Source organism: Microcoleus sp. bin38.metabat.b11b12b14.051, from assembly GCF_013299165.1.
Classification (GTDB): Bacteria; Cyanobacteriota; Cyanobacteriia; order Cyanobacteriales; family Microcoleaceae; genus Microcoleus.
Genome location: NZ_JAAFKD010000006.1, coordinates 180,102 through 197,660 on the forward strand (window position 1 = coordinate 180,102; position 17,559 = coordinate 197,660).

Annotated in this window: 8 protein-coding genes; 6 read left to right on the forward strand and 2 right to left on the reverse strand. The window is 45.1% G+C overall.

Going from position 1 to position 17,559, the window contains the following annotated elements; translation table 11 throughout:
• Positions 1-26: 26 nt before the first annotated feature.
• The 6 genes from QZW47_RS09355 to QZW47_RS09380 all read left to right on the forward strand — a co-directional run bounded on the left by QZW47_RS09355 (position 27) and on the right by QZW47_RS09380 (position 8,581).
• The gene (locus QZW47_RS09355; RefSeq protein WP_293126378.1) at positions 27-1,226 is read left to right on the forward strand and encodes a transposase; all 1,200 of its coding nucleotides are present in this window, start codon (positions 27-29) and stop codon (positions 1,224-1,226) included.
• A 647-nt stretch (positions 1,227-1,873) separates the two neighbouring features.
• Positions 1,874-3,811 (forward strand): response regulator, encoded by a 1,938-nt coding sequence (locus QZW47_RS09360; RefSeq protein WP_293126380.1) that lies wholly within the window; start codon positions 1,874-1,876, stop codon positions 3,809-3,811.
• A complete protein-coding gene (locus tag QZW47_RS09365) occupies positions 3,812-5,719 on the forward strand; it encodes a PAS domain S-box protein (protein WP_293126382.1) in 1,908 nt (635 codons plus the stop codon). It abuts the gene before it with no gap.
• Between the two features lie 171 nt (positions 5,720-5,890).
• Positions 5,891-6,211: a hypothetical protein gene (locus QZW47_RS09370; RefSeq protein ID WP_293126384.1), complete on the forward strand. Its 321-nt coding sequence runs from the start codon at positions 5,891-5,893 to the stop codon at positions 6,209-6,211.
• Positions 6,201-6,656 (forward strand): response regulator, encoded by a 456-nt coding sequence (locus QZW47_RS09375; protein WP_293126386.1) that lies wholly within the window; start codon positions 6,201-6,203, stop codon positions 6,654-6,656. The genes QZW47_RS09370 and QZW47_RS09375 overlap by 11 nt, the downstream gene beginning before the upstream one ends.
• 254 nt (positions 6,657-6,910) lie before the next feature.
• Complete coding sequence (locus tag QZW47_RS09380) at positions 6,911-8,581, forward strand: diguanylate cyclase (RefSeq protein WP_293126388.1); 1,671 nt, start codon at positions 6,911-6,913, stop codon at positions 8,579-8,581.
• Between the two features lie 126 nt (positions 8,582-8,707).
• Here QZW47_RS09380 and QZW47_RS09385 read toward each other — a convergent pair whose 3' ends face one another.
• Entirely contained in the window at positions 8,708-12,019 is a 3,312-nt protein-coding gene (locus QZW47_RS09385; protein WP_293126390.1) for a PAS domain S-box protein, read from the reverse strand.
• Between the two features lie 353 nt (positions 12,020-12,372).
• A complete protein-coding gene (locus QZW47_RS09390) occupies positions 12,373-17,391 on the reverse strand; it encodes a PAS domain S-box protein (protein ID WP_293126392.1) in 5,019 nt (1,672 codons plus the stop codon).
• Positions 17,392-17,559 lie beyond the last annotated feature (168 nt).

The following is a 17,559-nucleotide window of genomic DNA, read 5'->3' on the forward strand; positions in this document are numbered from 1 at the left end:
GAATATCGGGAGCCGTGTACACAGAAATGCGTACGCACGGTTCTAACAGAGAGGTGCTGGGGATAATACCCCACATCGACTCTACCCGCTTCTACCCCACAATTCAACAACAACAAAGCCTAGCTCAATTGTTTGGATGCTGTCGGGTAGTTTGGAATGATGCGCTAGCGTTGTGTAAAAACTCGCTAAAGCTGCCTAGCAGTGGGGACTTGCAAAAACTATTCATCACCCAAGCAAAAAAGACCGAAGAGCGACACTGGTTGTCCGAAGTCTCAGCAATCCCATTGCAGCAGTCAATTGCTGACCTAGGGATTGCCTACAAAAACTTTTTCAACTCTCTCAAGGGAAAGCGAAAAGGAAAAAAACTAGGTAGCCCTAGGTTCAAGAAAAAGACCAGCCAGCAATCAGCAAGGCTGACTCGCGGCGGTTTTTCCATCAACAGAGAAACAGTCTACTTAGCTCATATTGGAAACGTAAATCCAATCTGGTCAAGGAGTCTGCCTTCGGAACCTAGTTCTGTAACTGTAGTTAAAGACTGTGCCAACCGCTATTTCTTGAGTTTTGTAGTTGATGTCGAACCAGTCAGTCTTGAAGCTAAGAACCAAAGTATTGGGATTGACTTGGGAATCAAGACTTTTGCTTTCATGAGCGATGGCACGAAAGCTGAAAGTCCAAGCTATGTGAAGCTTGACCGTAAAGTCAGGAAGCTGCAACGGAAACTAGCCCGACAAGAAAAAGATTCTAAACGTCGGCATAGAACCCGAATTAAAATAGCAAAAACGCATAACAAGATTGCGGATACGCGCAAAGACTTTCTGCACAAGCTATCAACTAAGGTGGTAAGCGAAAACCAAGCCATCATTTTAGAAGACTTGAATGTGTCAGGAATGATGAAAAACCGCAAACTTTCTAGAGCAATTAGCCTTCAAGGTTGGCGACAGTTTAGAGTATTTTGCTCCGTCAAGTCCGTCAAGTACGACAGAGAATTTGTTGTAATTAGCCGCTGGGAACCTACTAGCCAAGTGTGCTCTGAATGTGGATACAAGTGGGGCAAGCTAGACTTAAAAGTGCGGTCAGTGCAGTGCATAAATTGCGGGGCCACACACGACCGTGATCAGAATGCCGCAAAAAACATAAATAAAGTCGGGATGGGGAATCGCCACGACTCTAAATGCACGTCGAGACGGAAGAAGACTACTTCGGTAGCATCTGTCGATGAAGCGTGAAGAATCCCCGTGCCTTTAGGCCGGGGAGTATTTCAAGAAGCAATAGTTTTTTATTCACTTATCGCCTAAGCTGTAGCGCATTTAAATTGTATATTCGGGACGGGCTAGAAGCCCATCCCACAAGAGTGTTTAAGCGATTTTTGACATACAATTTAAATGTAGGACAGCTTAGTCTCAAAAATCTGACCTATTGACTAATTAATTAACAATTCCTCAATCCTTACCCTCGCCCGCGACTTGTCCGAAGATCGTAGCCGAAGGAAGCCATTATAGCTCAATACGGTTTACTTAGGATTGTCATTGCGAGGAACGTTAGCGAAGCGATCTTTTATGAAAGCAATCGCAGAGTTGATTTTTCATAGCGCTCTACCCCCAAGGCGGTCTTAAGTAAACCGTATTGCATTATAGCCAATCTCAAATTTAAAAATGGAAAAATAGAAAATCTCAAATTCTTCATAAATCTCAGAAAGGCTATAAATACTTAGTTAAGGCTCTCTCTGCGGGTAGATTAACTAGGCTTTTTGGGTTGGTATGCCTAAGTTATGTAAATATAAAAGTAGTTAATTTGGGAGCGAGTGCTATAATGACGATTTGACAGGTTTTTTCACAATTTCTGCAATTTCCCAGTTAACAAAAAACAGCTAGTGATGACCAGCAATCAAACAGAAGAGAATAAGGGCAACATATTAATTGTTGACGACACTCCCGAAAATTTGCAAGTTTTATCAGCAACACTGTCGGATCGGGGTTACAAAATCCGGGGCGTAATTAACGGCAAAATGGCAATCAGAGCCGCGCGATCGGGTTCTCCAGATTTGATTTTACTAGATATCAAAATGCCAGAAATGGACGGCTACGAAGTTTGCACGCAACTCAAGGCAGATCCGAAAACATCAGAAATTCCAGTTATTTTCATCAGCGCTTTAGATGAAGTATTGGACAAAGTAACAGCCTTTCAAGTTGGAGGAGTAGATTATGTCACAAAACCGTTTCATGTGGCAGAAGTTTTAGCGAGAATCGAACACCAACTGACTATCCAAAGACTGAAAAAAGAATTGATGGATCGCAATACCCAATTGCAAAAAGAAATCATTGAACGCAAAAAAGCCGAAGAAGTCGCAGCCGCTGCATCGCTGGCAAAAAGTCAATTTGTTGCCAACATGAGCCACGAATTGCGGACTCCCTTGAACGCGATCCTCGGTTTTACCCAAGTCATGAGCCGCGACTCTTTGCTCAACAACGAAAATATCGAAAATCTCCGAATTATCAACCGCAGCGGTCAACATTTGCTGGAACTAATTAACGATGTTTTAGATTTGTCGAAAATAGAAGCAGGGATAATTGGGTTAGACGAACGCAGCTTTGACCTTTATCAACTGCTCGATACTCTCGAAGAGATGTTTCAAATCAAAGCTGAAATTACAAATTTGCAACTGAGATTTTTCGTGCAGGCGAATGTTCCCCAATATATAAAAAATGACGAAAAAAAGCTGCGCGTCTGCTTGATTAACCTGCTGGCAAATGCCATAAAATTCACTCCTGAAGGCGGCAGCATTTGGTTGCGTGCGAGCCTTGAAAGCAACCAGCAGCAACATGAATCAGCAATCAATCTTAACTCAAGGTCACCTGAAGAATGTGGAATTATTTTTGAAGTTGAAGACACAGGAGTTGGCATAGCAGCAGCAGAAATTGACAATTTATTTGATGCTTTTGTGCAAACAGAAGCTGGAAAAAAAGCGGCTGACGGTACGGGATTGGGTTTGACTATTACTAGAAAATACGTGCAGATAATGGGCGGAAATATTGGGGTGGAAAGTGTTTTAGATCAGGGGAGCAGTTTTAAATTTAATATTCGGGCATTTCCCGCTATTGAGTCTGAAATCAAAGTCACGACATTGCAGCGGGTAATTGGATTAGAAGCAGAGCAACCGGTTTATCGAATTTTAGCCGTTGACGACAACCAAGAAAATCGGCTGCTGCTAGTAAAAATGCTGCAACCAATTGGTTTTGAAGTCCTAGAAGCAGAAAACGGTCTCCAAGCTGTTGAACTGTGGGAAAGTTGGCAGCCTGATTTAATTTGGCTGGATACGCGAATGCCAGTAATGGACGGTTTGGAAGCTGTCAGACAAATTAGAGTTAAGGAGAAAGCAACTCAGGGCAGAACTGTAATTATTGCTCTGACTGCTAGCACTTTTGAGGAAAGAAAAGGCGAAATTATTGCCGCAGGTTGCGACGATTTTGTGCGGAAACCTTTTCAAGAACAAATCCTGTTTGATAAGATGGCTTGTTATTTGGGAGTGCGCTATATTTGTGAACAATTACCGGGAGTCCCGGTGGGGGCTTTACGGCGTTATTTTGTGGCGGAAAAACCAGATTCATTTTTTCTGTCGCTGCTGGCCGAGATGCCTCGATATTGGGTGCAGGAACTCTACGAGGCAGTTAATGATGTTAATGAAGAGCTGGCAATTGAAATTGTCGATCGCATTTCTGAAACAAATCCAATTTTAGCTGATGCTTTAAAAGATTTGCTGGCAGATTACCGACTCGATAGGATTCTGGCTTTAACTCAATTAATTTTAAAATAAATGGATAATAGGGAAATTAAAATATTGGTGGTTGACGACCAACCCAGCAATCTGCGGTTTTTGTCCGAGCTGCTAACAGCCGAGGGATATCAGGTTTACCGAGCTATTTGCGGTCAACTGGCGTTGAATGCTGCAATAGTTCACTGCCCCGATTTAATTTTGCTAGACATTAGAATGCCGCAAATGAACGGTTATGAAGTTTGTCAGAGGCTGAAAGCGACGGCCCAAACAGAACAAATTCCGGTGATTTTTTTAAGCGTATTAGATAATATTAATGATAAATTACAAGCTTTTCGAGTGGGCGGGGTAGACTATATTGCTAAACCTTTTCAAGTAGAAGAAGTTTTGGCGCGCATCGACAAGCAAGTCTGCTTGCAAAAACTGCAACAGCAATTAAAGGAGCAGAACGCTCAACTGCAACAGTCGCAATCGCTGCTGGCTAGTATTTTAAATAGTTCTTTAGACGGTGTGGTGGCTTATTCTGCTGTCCGCAACAGTCAGGGAAATATTGTAGATTTCCAATGGCTGTTAGTCAACCCTGCTGCCGAAAAAATTTCAGGTGACGCATTTAAAGCGCTCGTTGGCAAGCGTTTGTTGGTAGAAATTCCTCAAGTTCGTAACAATGGGTTATTTGATTTGTACGTTTCTGTAGTAGAGACCGGAGAAACTTTAGACCAAGAATTTTATTACCAACACGATCGAGTTACAAGTGCTTGGCTGCATATTGTCGCGGTCAAATTAAATGACGGTCTGGCCGTAACATTTCGCAATATCACCGATCGCAAATTAGGAGAAATTGCCCTGCGCGAAAGCGAAGAACGGTTCCGGGCGATCTTCGAGCAAACGGCAGTCGGCATCGCTAAAACCGCGCTCTGCGGTCGATTTTTGCGGGTCAATCCCGGCTTTTGTCAAATTGTCCGCTATGCAGCATCGGAATTGTTGCAGCTTGATTGGCAGGTAATTACTCACCCGGATGATATGGAAGCTGACAGAGAATACGTGCGCTTGTTGTTATCGGGAGAGATTGAAACTTTTTCTCGGGAAAAGCGTTTGCTGTGCAAAGATCGGGAAGTGTGCTGGGCGAATGTTACGGTTTCGGCAATGCGCGATGCTGAGGGGACGGCGCAGTATTTGATTTGTGCGATCGAGGATATTTCCGAGCGCAAGCTGGTACAAGAACTGCTGCAAGCGAGTTTAGAAACTCAAACCCGCTACTCTCAAGAATTAACTCGCTCTAATGCCGAACTAGAACAGTTTGCCTATGTGGCTTCTCACGATTTGCAGGCGCCTTTGGGCACGATTGCCGGCTACGCTCAACTATTAGAAAGGCGCTATCACAACCAACTTGATGCCGAAGGAAATAGATTTCTGGGCAATATTGTTAATTCTTGCGTGCGGATGCAGGGGCTGATTGATGATTTGCTGGAGTATTCGCGGGTAGGTCGCAGTCAGAAACGTTTCGATCTGATAGATTGCAATCAGCTTTTTGATGATGCTTGCGCTAATTTGCAGTTGGCGATCGCTAAAAATCAAGCTTCTGTTACTAGGGGCGATTTGCCAAGGGTAACAGGTGACAGTTTTCAAATGCTGCAACTGTTTCAAAATTTAATTGGTAATGCCATTAAGTACCGCAGTAGCCTGCCGCCACTCGTCCGGGCCCACGCCCAGCGTCAGGGGGATAACTGGGTGTTTTCGGTTCAGGACAACGGTATTGGCATTGCCCAACAGCACCACGGGCAAATTTTTCAGATTTTTCAGCGCTTGCACACTCAAAAAGAGTATTCGGGCACTGGTATCGGCTTAGCGATTTGTCAAAGGATTGTCGATCGCCACGGCGGCCGCCTTTGGATAGAATCAGAACCTGGTAGAGGCTCGATTTTTTATTTTTCTCTTCCGGTTCCCGAGTAAACTCAGCAGTTGGTCGGAGCAGTCATCAGTGATTTACTTTAACTATAAATATATTTATCGTTTCTTTACACAAATCCTCAAAAACTGTAGCATATTCACTGATGACAGTGAGCTAAAAATCCATCACGATCGATATATTAGCTCGCTCCTTTTACAACTTAAGAATCTGTGGTGCGTGCCAAATTTTTCAGTTTGTTTCAACTGCATCCAGAGCATCTGGCTTTGGTATGCAGCACTTTCTCTAGTAGTTTTCCCACAAGTAGTTGTGATGTGTTTGCAGCAAGCTGGTTCTCAGATAGACTGTCAAGTGAAACTAGCATGATTAGCAAATACCAGCAAATGATGCACAATCGCAAATTGCTGCAACACAAATTCAGCGCGGCCAGATGTGCCGCCCTATGGCAACAGATGCTTTGCAGGCGATCGGACACCCCTCCAAGTCCCGCCACCTCACAAAATCCTTTGGTAGTGAGACAAAGCCGTGAATTATAAACAGAAAAAGTTTACTATTTTAATCGCCAACGATGACGAGGACACGCGCTTTTTGGTGGCGGAATCACTGCGAGAAGTTCGATATTCAGTTAGAAGCGAATTTGTGGAAAATGGAGAACAGGTGCTAGACTATTTGTACCGTCGCGGTCAATATGCTGCAAGCAGCAACTGGCATCGGCCAGACCTCATACTTTTGGATCTGAATATGCCGAGGCTTGACGGGCGAGAAGCACTAAGCGCGATCAGATATGACCCCGATCTGCAACAAATTCCGGTGGTGATTTTAACCACGTCGCACAGCAGCGGAGATATCTCGCTGTGCTACAGATTGGGAGCAAATTCTTTTATATCCAAACCAGTCACTTTTGAGGGATTGGTTGAAGTAATGAAGACTTTATGTCACTATTGGTTTGAAATCGTTTCGCTCCCGTCCCCGGAGCTGTAAGCTTGAATGGAGGGCGAGAGCGAGAGGACAGAGTGTAGGGTGAATTTGAGAGAGGACATATCGCTCGGCTCGCAAGTATCGGTTTTTCAACTAAAAAGTTTGATTCAACTCGCTCGGAACGCTATTGTTCAATAGGGTTGGTTAGAGGCTTTTTTGTGAGGGCGAACCAATGCGAATTAATAATATCTTTATCTTTTGTTGCCTCTCGTTTTGAATTCCAGACTGTCTTATCCCAAGGGTATTGCGCTATAGTTGTGTTAACACGTAACCAATCTCTGAAAATTTTGTTGGTTGAGGATGACCTCGCAGATGCGACGCTGATCGAAGACCTTTTAGGGTCATTCAGCGACTCTCTGTTTCGCCTCCAAACTGTTAAGTGCCTAGAGATAGGACTCGCGTGTCTGGAAGCAGAAAATTTTGATGCGGTACTGTTAGATTTGTCAGTTGCAGACAGCTTGGGGGGAAGTGAGGCTCTGGCAATTTTGAAAGCCCGATCGCCCACGGTGCCGGTGGTGGTGCTGACGGATATTAATGATGAAAATACGGCGCTGTCGGTATTGCGATCGGGCGCTCAAGATTGTTTGGTAAAAGGCAGATTTCACAGAACTCTGCTGGTGCGCGCTATCCATTACGCGATCGAGCGCCAGCGCATCGAAGAACAATTGCGGCAGCAGGCTCTGCGAGAGCGGCTGTTGGGACAAATGATCGAACACATTCGATCGTCCATAGATGCCACCAGCATTCTCCAGAATACCGTCGCCGAAGTGCGCCAATTCCTCAAAACCGATCGCGTTTTAGTTTATCGCTGTCAGGATTGGGCGTCTCCACTGGATGGGGAACAGCAAAAAGGTGCGATCGTCGCAGGTGACGGTTTGCCAGACGGTTATATTGAAAACCAAAATATTAATGCTGCTTTGGCAGTGTCATGCTTTTTTTTGGTGGAATCTCAGTCAGTACAAGCAATAGCAGATATCAGCGCAGCCCCGTTGGCTGACAGTTGCAAAGAGTTGCTGGTAGATTGTGAAATTGCAGCGGTTTTAAGCGTGCCAATTTGGCAGTCTGGCGACTGGGAAACGGCAAACCAAAGACTAGAAGAAACTGTTTGGGAATCAGAAAAAATAGAAGATACAGCGGAAAATTATATCTTGCTGCCGGCTGTTGGTAAACCGCAGGTGCAGAGTTCAAGTGCGCCGGATGCTGCGGGTAAAAATGGCAATATTTTGTGGGGAATGCTGACGGCATATAATTGCAGCGGTGTCAGGGAATGGCAGGAGTGGGAAATAGATTTTTTACAGCACTTGGCGAATCAAGTGGCGATCGCGATCGAACAATCTCAACTTTACCGCCAGCTAGCAATAGCCAATCAAAAATTGCAGCAACTGGCAACTACTGACGGACTGACGGGGATTGCCAACCGCCGCCAGTTCGATCGCGTTTTGATGTTAGAGTGGCGCAGGTTGGCAAGAGAGGAAATGCCGCTGTCTTTAATTATGTTTGACATCGACTTTTTTAAACTTTACAACGACTTTTACGGGCACCTCGGCGGGGATGATTGTTTGCGTCAAGTTGCCGGGGCGATCGCCAGTTGTGCCAAGCGGGCTGGGGATTTGCCTGCCCGCTACGGTGGCGAAGAATTTGCTGTAGTGCTGCCCAACACCAGCGCTGCTGGCGCCAACGTTGTCGCCCGGAAAATTTGCGACACCATCGCCGACTTGAAACTGCCCCACGCGCGATCGTCGATCGGCCCCTACGTTACCCTCAGTTGCGGCATTGCGACGGTGATTCCTGCTGCCGAAGCATCTCCCGACACCCTAATTAGCAGCGCTGACAGCGCCCTTTATCAAGCCAAAAGCGCTGGCAAAAATCGCATTTGTCACGCCAGCAGCCAGTCGGAATCTTGCCCTTTAACCGCTTTAGGTTTGTAGTGAGGAATGCAAATCCTCTGATTTATGCGGACTAAAGTCCTCCGCTTTAGGTTTGTAGTTAGGAATGCAAATCCTCTGATTTATGCGGACTAAAGTCCTCACTACGAACCTTATCAATCACAAATTTTATTCTGCTGGCAATTGGCGGATCGGGATTTCGATCGCAAACTCCGTACCGCTTCCTAATTCTGAATTGCACCGCAATGTTCCTTGGTGTTTTTTAACTACAATTTCGTAACTAATAGCCAATCCCAATCCCGTGCCTTTGCCGACGGGTTTTGTAGTAAAAAACGGGTCGAACAGCCGCTGCTGCACTGACTCGGGAATGCCAGTACCGCTGTCGGCGATGCTAATTTTCACTCGTTCCCCAGCCACAACTTCCGTGCGAATATTAATTGTAGAAATTGACGAACTATCCCCGGCAGATTGATAATTTTTTGCTTTTTCTTCCATAGCATCGATCGCATTAATTAACAAATTCATAAACACCTGATTCAATTGACCAGAGTAACATTCAATGGGGGGTAAATTGCCGTACTCTTTAATTATGGCAATACCTGGTTTATCTCCGTGCGGTTTCAAACGGTGAGCTACAATCATCAAAGTGCTGTCAATTCCTTCGTGCAAATTAACTTGTTTAAAAGCTGCTTCGTCCAGCCGTGAAAAAGTCCGCAAAGACTTGACAATCTCCTGAATGCGATGCGCTCCTACAGCCATAGACTCCAGCAGGTTCGGCAAATCTTCTTGAATAAAATCTAAATCAATTTCCTCAAGTTCAGCCTGAATTTCCGAGCTAGGTTCAGGGTACGCTGTTCGGTAAAGTTCGAGGATTCTTAACAAATCAGTTGTGTAATCTTTGGCATAGCTGATATTGCCAAAAATAAAGCTGACAGGATTGTTAATCTCGTGAGCAACTCCCGCAACTAATTGACCCAAAGAAGACATTTTTTCACTTTGCACGAGCTGTGCTTGCGTATTTTCGAGGGCGTGATAAGCTATTTCTAATTGCGCTGCTTGTTCTCTCAGTTGCGCTTCCGATGTTCGCAGCGCCAATTCTGCTGCTGTTCGCTCCGTAACATCGACACCGATTCCCCAAAAATCCCAGCCGGGAACGGAAAAATCAGCAGAAACATTAGACCAAGCAATTGTTTTGACGCTGCCGTCATCCGCGATCATTTCTACTTCTAAATCTCGAAAATTGTGACCGAATTCGACAACTTTTCTAAAGATTTTTTGACGGTAGTTAAGATCGGGGACGAGGACTTGTATTGCTTGCAGGTTGCCGACAAGTTCTGGGGCGCTGTAACCCAGTACCTGCTCGCATTCTCGGTTCCAGACGATGATATTGCGATCGGCATCTACAGCGCTCAGCATTACTGGCATATTTTCGAGAATTAAGCGCAGCTTTGCTTCGCTTTGTCTCAAAGCTTCTTCCACCCGCGCCCTTTCTGTAATGTCAACGGAAACAGCAATTAATCCTACAACTTCTCCTTTTTCATCTAATATTGGCGTGCCGCGAGTTTCGTAAATGACCCGGTTTAATTCAGCACGCCAGGTTCTTTCCTCCCCTGCAAAAACCAAGTTAATATTTTCGATAATTTGCGGAAAATCTTTGTAAAGTTCGTAAACCGATAAGCCTACGGCTTCCCCCGCCTTAAATCCTAAAGGTTCTAAAGCTTTTCCTTCGGAAAGTGTAAATATACCGCGACGGTCAATGCAAGCCAAAACTATGGGTGCATTTTTGACAACGGCGCGGAGGCGTTTTTGGCTGACTTGTAGCGCTAATTCTGCTTGTTTGCGATCGGTAATATCGATGGAGGCTCCGAATATTTTTACAACTTCGCCTTCCTGGTTTTCCAAGACTTGTCCCCAACTAATCACATACCTCAGTTGTCCGTCGGAACGGTAAAGGCGGTGGTCAATTTCGTAGGGTTGACGGAGTGCGATCGCTTCGTCTATTGTTTGTTGAAAGCCTTCTCTATCATTGGGATGAATTTGCTGCCTAAATTCTGGATAACTTGGTGCTGGTTGTTCTGGTTGTAAACCCAAAATTCGTTTCAATTCATCTGACAAAGTAATCTCGCCCGTAGCCATGTCAAATTCCCAGTTTCCGATATGAGCAATTCTTTGACTTTCTTCTAATTTTCGCTGGTATTCTAATAGTTGATCTGCGGCTTGTTTGCGCTCGGTAATTTCTTTAGAATTGCAGATTATTCGATAAATTTTGCCTGTTTCGTCGGGCAGCGGCGTCAGGGTAACTAGCCACCAAGTATCTGCTCCTTGGAACTTCAGGCATCGTTCCCAAACAACTGAATTTTGCGATCGCACGCAATTGATATAACTTTCCCGCATTACGGCTCCGAGTTCGTCGCCAAATACGGCTTCGGGAGTTTTGCCGTACCACTCGCTCTCGTCTGGTAGCCCCAGAACTAGCTGGCCGAGAGGGTTGAAACCGGCATACTGAAATTCGCCGTCAGTACCGACATCCACAGCAAAAATTATTTGGTCAATACCGTCATAAATACTACGCAAAAATTGTTCTTGAGCGCGGAGTTGTTCTTGTACTTTTTTGCGATCGCTAACGTCTCGAATTGAACCAGCAAATCTCAGCGGCCTGCCATTTTCGTCCCAAAGTGCTTGTCCGCGAACGGCCAACCAAATGTATTCGCCGCTTTTTTTTTGCATCCGATATTCTATATCTTTGAACGGAATCTTTTGTTCTAAATGACCTGATATTGCTGCAAATACCCGCTCTAAATCTTCGGGATGAACTCGCGAGATCCAGGCGCCTAAAACATTTTCAAACTCGCTGCTTTCATAACCGAGCAATTCTTTGAATCGGGGCGACCAATACACCGCATTTTCTGGATTTAACGCGTCTTCGGGATTAATTGGCGCATCCCAAATGCCGTCAAAAGCAGCGCTGACTGCTAAGTCAAACCGATTTAAACTCGCTTCGAGAATTTTATGTGCTTGTTGCAGGGCGATTTCGGCTTTTTTGCGTTGCGTAGCTGCCGCCACGGCATCGCTAATATCTGTCGCCGTGCCGATAAATCCTGCCAATTCTCCAGCAGGCGTCAATTTAGCAACTGCTGTCTCCTCAATCCACCGATACTCGCCGTCAGCTCTTTTCAGGCGATATTCTCGCTTAAAATTAGAGCTGAAATTCCAAGCATTCAGATAGATTTGCTCCCAACAATCTAAATCGTCAGGGTGAATGTTTGTCCTCCAGCCCCGATCGCAAATTTCGGCTTCACTCAGCCCAGTAAATTCTGTCCACTGCAAATTAAAGTAATTGCAACCGCTCTCTGCATCTGCTATCCACAGCATGACTGGGACGCGATCTGCCCAGTCGCGCCAGCAATTTTCGCTCGCACCCGAGAAAGCGGCGATCGGCGCTTGTTTTGGCAGTTGAGTTTCACCTGTAGAATCGGTCATAACTTTACAAATGGTAAGTTGATAGTTGCTATTTTTGATATTATATTGCGCCGCAATTCAATATCAAAAAATTTCAGCTTTTCCAGACTAATATATCAAGCTGAGATTGATTTTTGCAAACGCCACTAAATTCACGCACAATCAACATAGGGCGGGCATTGCGCGCATAATAGATAGACCTGTACAAGCGCGAGCAGACTTGTTGGCGGCTCAATGTCGGGTGCGCGTTGAGTAGGTAAGGTGGCGATGAAAAGAGATGAAAATCACTGGGTTTAATCTGGTGCGTACCCTACACCCTAGGGGTGATAGATTGTTGACAATTTTGTTGCCAATTACCCATTACCAATTACCAATTACCGCACATTTGAAGTTGTAACAGTTACATTCGATCGCACTGGAATTTCAATCACAAACTCCGCTCCCTCTCCCAGTGTCGAAACACAGCTCAATCGGCCGCCGTGGCGATCGACTACAATCGAGTGAGAAATCGACAATCCCAAGCCCGTCCCCTTACCCACAGGTTTAGTCGTGAAAAACGGGTCAAATAGCCTCGATCGCACCGACTCCGGTATCCCCCACCCGTTGTCCGCAATAGATACCCTTACGAAGCCCGCAGCAGCCTCATAAGTCCGAATCGCGATCGTACTCGGATGCCGATCGCACTCCTCGATCGTCCGCCCCTTGTCCCGTTCCTCCAAAGCATCGATCGCATTAATCAAAATATTCATAAATACCTGATTCAACTCACCCGGAAAACATTCAACGTGCGACAATAGCTGGTAATCTTTAACTATCTCAATCGCCGGACGGCTGCTGTGAGATTTCAACCGATTTTGCAAAATCATCAAAGTGCTGTCAATTCCCTCGTGAATGTTCACCGACTTACTAGCGGACTCGTCCAACCGGGAAAAGTTTCGCAATGATTTGACAATCTCAACAATTCGCTCGGTTCCTACCTGCATCGAACTAAACAATTTCGGCATATCCTCAGCAATATAATCCAAGTCAATTTCATCAATTTTATCCAAAACTTCACGCGGAGCATCAGGACAGTAATGTTGGTAAACTTTAATCAATTCCAACAAATCTAAAGTGTAACGGCGAGCCGGACTGAGATTTCCGTGAATAAAGCTGACTGGGTTATTAATTTCGTGAGCAACACCAGCAACTAACTGACCTAAACTTACCATTTTTTCATTTTGAACGAGGTGAGCTTGAGTAGTTCTGAGTTTGTTAATCGCTGCTTCCAACTCTAGCGCTTTTGAACGTTCTCGCGCTTCCGATTCCTGCAACGCTGACTCGGCTTGTTTGCGATCGGCAATTTCAGTTTCTGCTTGATCGAGCAGCGTCGATTGCTGGATCGCGATCGCTAATTGCACGCTAATTTGTTTGAGACACTCCACCTCAATTTCCAGCCAGCGGCGGCGCCCCACGCACTCATGAGCAATCAACAGCCCCCACAACTTCTCGCCTTGCAAAATCGGCACCACCAAATTCGCTCGCACCTGAAATTGACTTAATAAATTAATGTAGCACTCGGAAAGACCAGCTTTAAAAATATCATCAATAGCTACAGTACGACCTTGTTGGTAACTAGAAGCATAGCCGTCTTCAAAACAGGTATCGTTAATACTCATTCCCTGAAGCGACAGCCAATTATCATCCACAGACTCAACAGCTACAAAACCGCTCCTATCAAGATTAAAACGATAAATAACTGTCCGATCGGTTTGCAAGAAATGCCGTACTTCAGCAACAGTTTTTGTCAAGATTTCTTCTAAATTGAGAGTAGAGCGAATGCGTTCCAGCATCCCTACCACCAGCCGTTCTCGCTTTAATTGCTGGCGCAATATCGCCTCGGCAAGTTTGCGATCGCTAATATCTTCAATCACACCAATTAAGTAGCTCGGTTCCCCAAACCCATCCCGCACCAAAGATACAGCAACATTAGTCCAAACAAACGAAGCATCTTGGCGAATAAAGCGTTTCTCAATTGAATAATTTAAAATTTCCCCAGCTAACAGTCGCTCGCTAGACTCGACATCTGCTCCTACATCTTCCGGGTGCGAAATATCCCAAACATTTCGCGCTTTTAGTTCCAATTCAGAGTATCCGACAATATTACAAAAGCCTTGATTTGCCTTCAAAATGTGACCGTCTGGCCACACTTTAACAATGCCGATCGCCGCTTGTTCAAATACAGCTCGAAATCGCTGTTCGCTTTCTTGCAAAGCAATTTCTGCTTTTTTGCGATCGGTAATATCCATTTCCGTACCAAACAGCCGCACCACTTTGCCCGACTCGTTTTTAACAGCTTGACCTTTACAATTAACGTGCCGGATATCTGCTGGTAAAAAATAGATGCGGTAGTCGATGTCGAAAGCTATCCCTTCATTCACGGCTTTTTGCAAAGCTCTTGTAACCCTTTCTCGGTCATCGACATGAACTTGCTCTAAAATTTCTGCCATAGTCGGCAGTTGATTCAATTCTCTACCGTAAATTAGAAACACTTGGGCCGACCAATTAACAATTTCGGTCTCAATATCAAATTCCCAATTCCCCATGCGGGCAATTTTTTGCGCGTATTGCAACTCCAGGGTAAGTTGTTGCAAAGATGCGATCAACTGCGTTTTTTCGGCTTCGGCCCCCACGCGGGCGCTGATATCTTTGTGGGTGCCTGTCATCCGCAACGGCGCACCCCACTCGTCGTGCTCCACTACCTTGCCCATCCCCAGAATCCACTGCCAATTTCCGGATTTATTGAGCATCCGAAATTCAAATTCATAAATCTCGATGTCACCATCAAAATATAAATTCAAAGATTCTCTTGCCTTGATTTTGTCTTCGGGATGCAGTAAATTTTCCCAAGCTTGGAAGTTGTTTTCAATTTCATTTTCTGCGTAACCGAGCATTGATTTCCACTGGTCGTCAAAATAAGTTTCGCCAGTAGCTATATTCCAATCCCACAGTCCCAAGGAGCTGGCTGAAACTGCCAACTGCAATCGCTCTTGACTGAATTTTAATGCGGATTCGGCGCGCTTGAGTTCTGTGAAGTCGGCGATAATTGCCATCATTCCTATGGGTTGACTGGCGCTATCTTTGATGCAGTCAGCTCGCAACAGAACTTCTTTTTTTTCGCCCTTTTTAGCCTTGATTTCAATTTCACCGCTCCATGACAAACCTTTCCTGAGTACCTTAAATAACTTTCTCAACTCTTGAGATTTGGCGTACATGACTCCCGGGCCGCCGACATTATTTAGTTCTTCAACTGTATAGCCGTAGCGCTGAATAAATGCTCGATTGTGATAAATAGAATAGCCGTCTAAATCTGCGATCGCGATCGCATCGCTAGCGCTGTCTACAGCTTGAGTTATCAAGCACAGAGTCATTTCGGCGTTTTTGCGATCGGTAATATCAAAAATCGCTCCATCCAACCACAAAACCAACCCTTCTCGATTGTAAGTCGCCCGACCTCTTTCCGACACCCAGCGCACCGCTCCGTCAGCCCGTACAATCCGGTATTCTAGATAGTACGGCTGTTTCGACTCTACCGCTGCTCGGCAGAGTCGATCGACCCGATCGCGATCGCCCTGATGAATAATGCTCGCAAAACTCAAGCCATTGTTGTGCAGAAAATCCCCAGCCCGATAGCCGCTAATCGCCTCAATTTCATCGCTAACAAACACCATCGTCCAATCAGCATCGTACAGACTGCGGCAGATAGCACCGGGAATATTCTCAATTAGCGATCGAAATCTGGCTTCGCTCTCCCGCAAAGCTGCTTCAGTCTGTTTTAAATCAGTAATATCCAGCACTATGCCTTCCCAAACAATATCCCCTTCCTGCCCTATTAGCGTCGGACGATCGACTCGTTCCGGTCTCGAAACCCCTCGCATCCACTTAAGTTTTCCCGACGGCACAATCGCGCGCCATTCATACTGCCACGGCTGCATAGTTGCCGCCGAAACAGCAACAGATTCCTCGAATTTTTGGCGGTCGTCTCGATGAAGCAAATTGAACATAATTTCGGGATTTTGCTGAACATCTTCAGGTGCCAATTCATATAAATCGCAAATCCCAGAAGAAACGTAAGGAAAAGACATTTGACCGTCAAGTGAGAGCCGAAATTGATAAATTATTCCCGGCAGATTGGCAGCAAGTTGTGCCACTCTAGCTTCGCTTTCCTGTAAAGCTAACTGTTTCCGCTTGTCCTGAGTAATATCTCGAATTATCCCCACCAGACTTTTACTGCCGTCAGTATTTTCAAACACAGTTTTTTTAGTAGACAAAATGTGCTTGGCAGCGCTGGCGTCCGTAAATACTTCCTCGCTCTCATTTTCTTGCCCCGTCGCAAACACTTGTTGGTCATTTTGCCAAAAAATCTCAGCTTCTTCTTTTGAAAAAAAGTCGTAATCTGACTTACCCAGCAGTTGCTCGCGCTGCTTGCCGATCAGCTTGCAAAAAGCATCATTTAAAAGTATCCAGCGGTGCTGTTCGTCCTTGACAAAAATTGGGTCAGCAACTGCATCGATCGTATAATTCAAAAAAACTTTACTAGCTTCTAGTTCTGAAACTGCTAAAACTTTCTCCGTAATATCGTTAATAGTTCCTGTCGTTCCCAGTGCCTCGCTGTTAGCGCCAACCCTCAAAACTTCCTGGACTTCCACCCAGCGAATTGTGCCATGTTTCGTAAGATATCGAATTTGATAGCAGCAGGATAATGCTGGATTTTTCCTCAGATTCCTAGAGCAATTTAAATATTGGTATTTGTCGTCAGCATGAATGTAACTCAAACAGGAAGTTCCTAAACTTTCCTCAACAGTAAATCCAGTAATTCTCGTCCAAGCCGGATTGAGAAAAGTCCAATCGCCCGCAATATTAGTTTCAAAAACAACTTCTTGGATATTGTCAACAACCTGCTGGTATTTTTCTAGACTTTTGTGACATTCGGTTTGCCGTTTGTGGCGGGCGATCGCACACTCGATCGCCCGCAGCAGCAGCCGACTGTCTGTCTCTGTTTTCACCAGATAATCTTGAGCGCCAGCCGCAATTAACTCCACAGCCAATTCTTCCTCGTCGGCGACTGTCAGAATCACGATCGGAATATTTATCCCGCAATCTTGCAGCCGGAAAAAAGTATGATTTTTGGGGCTATCAGGAAGTGAAAGGTCTAATAAAATTAGATCAAAAATTTGGCAGCTTAAAATTTCTCTAGCTTCCCGGAGGCAAACTACATTAGTCGTCTCAATAGATTTTCCCAGTCGGCTATCGGAGAGCAGTGCTTGAATTAGTTCTGCATCTTCCGCACAGTCTTCTACTAACATAATTTTCAAGCAACTAGGCGTTAAACTTGACTCAAAAACAAAGGTCATTTGGTTGTTTTTTATTATAAAAAAATTCAGCAGCCGATACAGCTATCTAGCTGATTTTGGGCGAACTTGAAACGCAGGCGAAGGAGTGCGCTGGATACTTGCAGAGCCTCCAGATTTATTTGTAGAATTGAGTTGTTGGTGGTAAGTTGCCGGCCTCGCCCCAAACCT

Coding starts and splice junctions, on each gene's coding strand:
- QZW47_RS09355 (WP_293126378.1), top strand. CDS start 27: ATGCGTACGCACGGTTCTAACAGAGAGGTGCTGGGGATAATACCCCAC.
- QZW47_RS09360 (WP_293126380.1), top strand. CDS start 1,874: ATGACCAGCAATCAAACAGAAGAGAATAAGGGCAACATATTAATTGTT.
- QZW47_RS09365 (WP_293126382.1), top strand. CDS start 3,812: ATGGATAATAGGGAAATTAAAATATTGGTGGTTGACGACCAACCCAGC.
- QZW47_RS09385 (WP_293126390.1), bottom strand. CDS start 12,019: ATGACCGATTCTACAGGTGAAACTCAACTGCCAAAACAAGCGCCGATC.
- QZW47_RS09390 (WP_293126392.1), bottom strand. CDS start 17,391: ATGACCTTTGTTTTTGAGTCAAGTTTAACGCCTAGTTGCTTGAAAATT.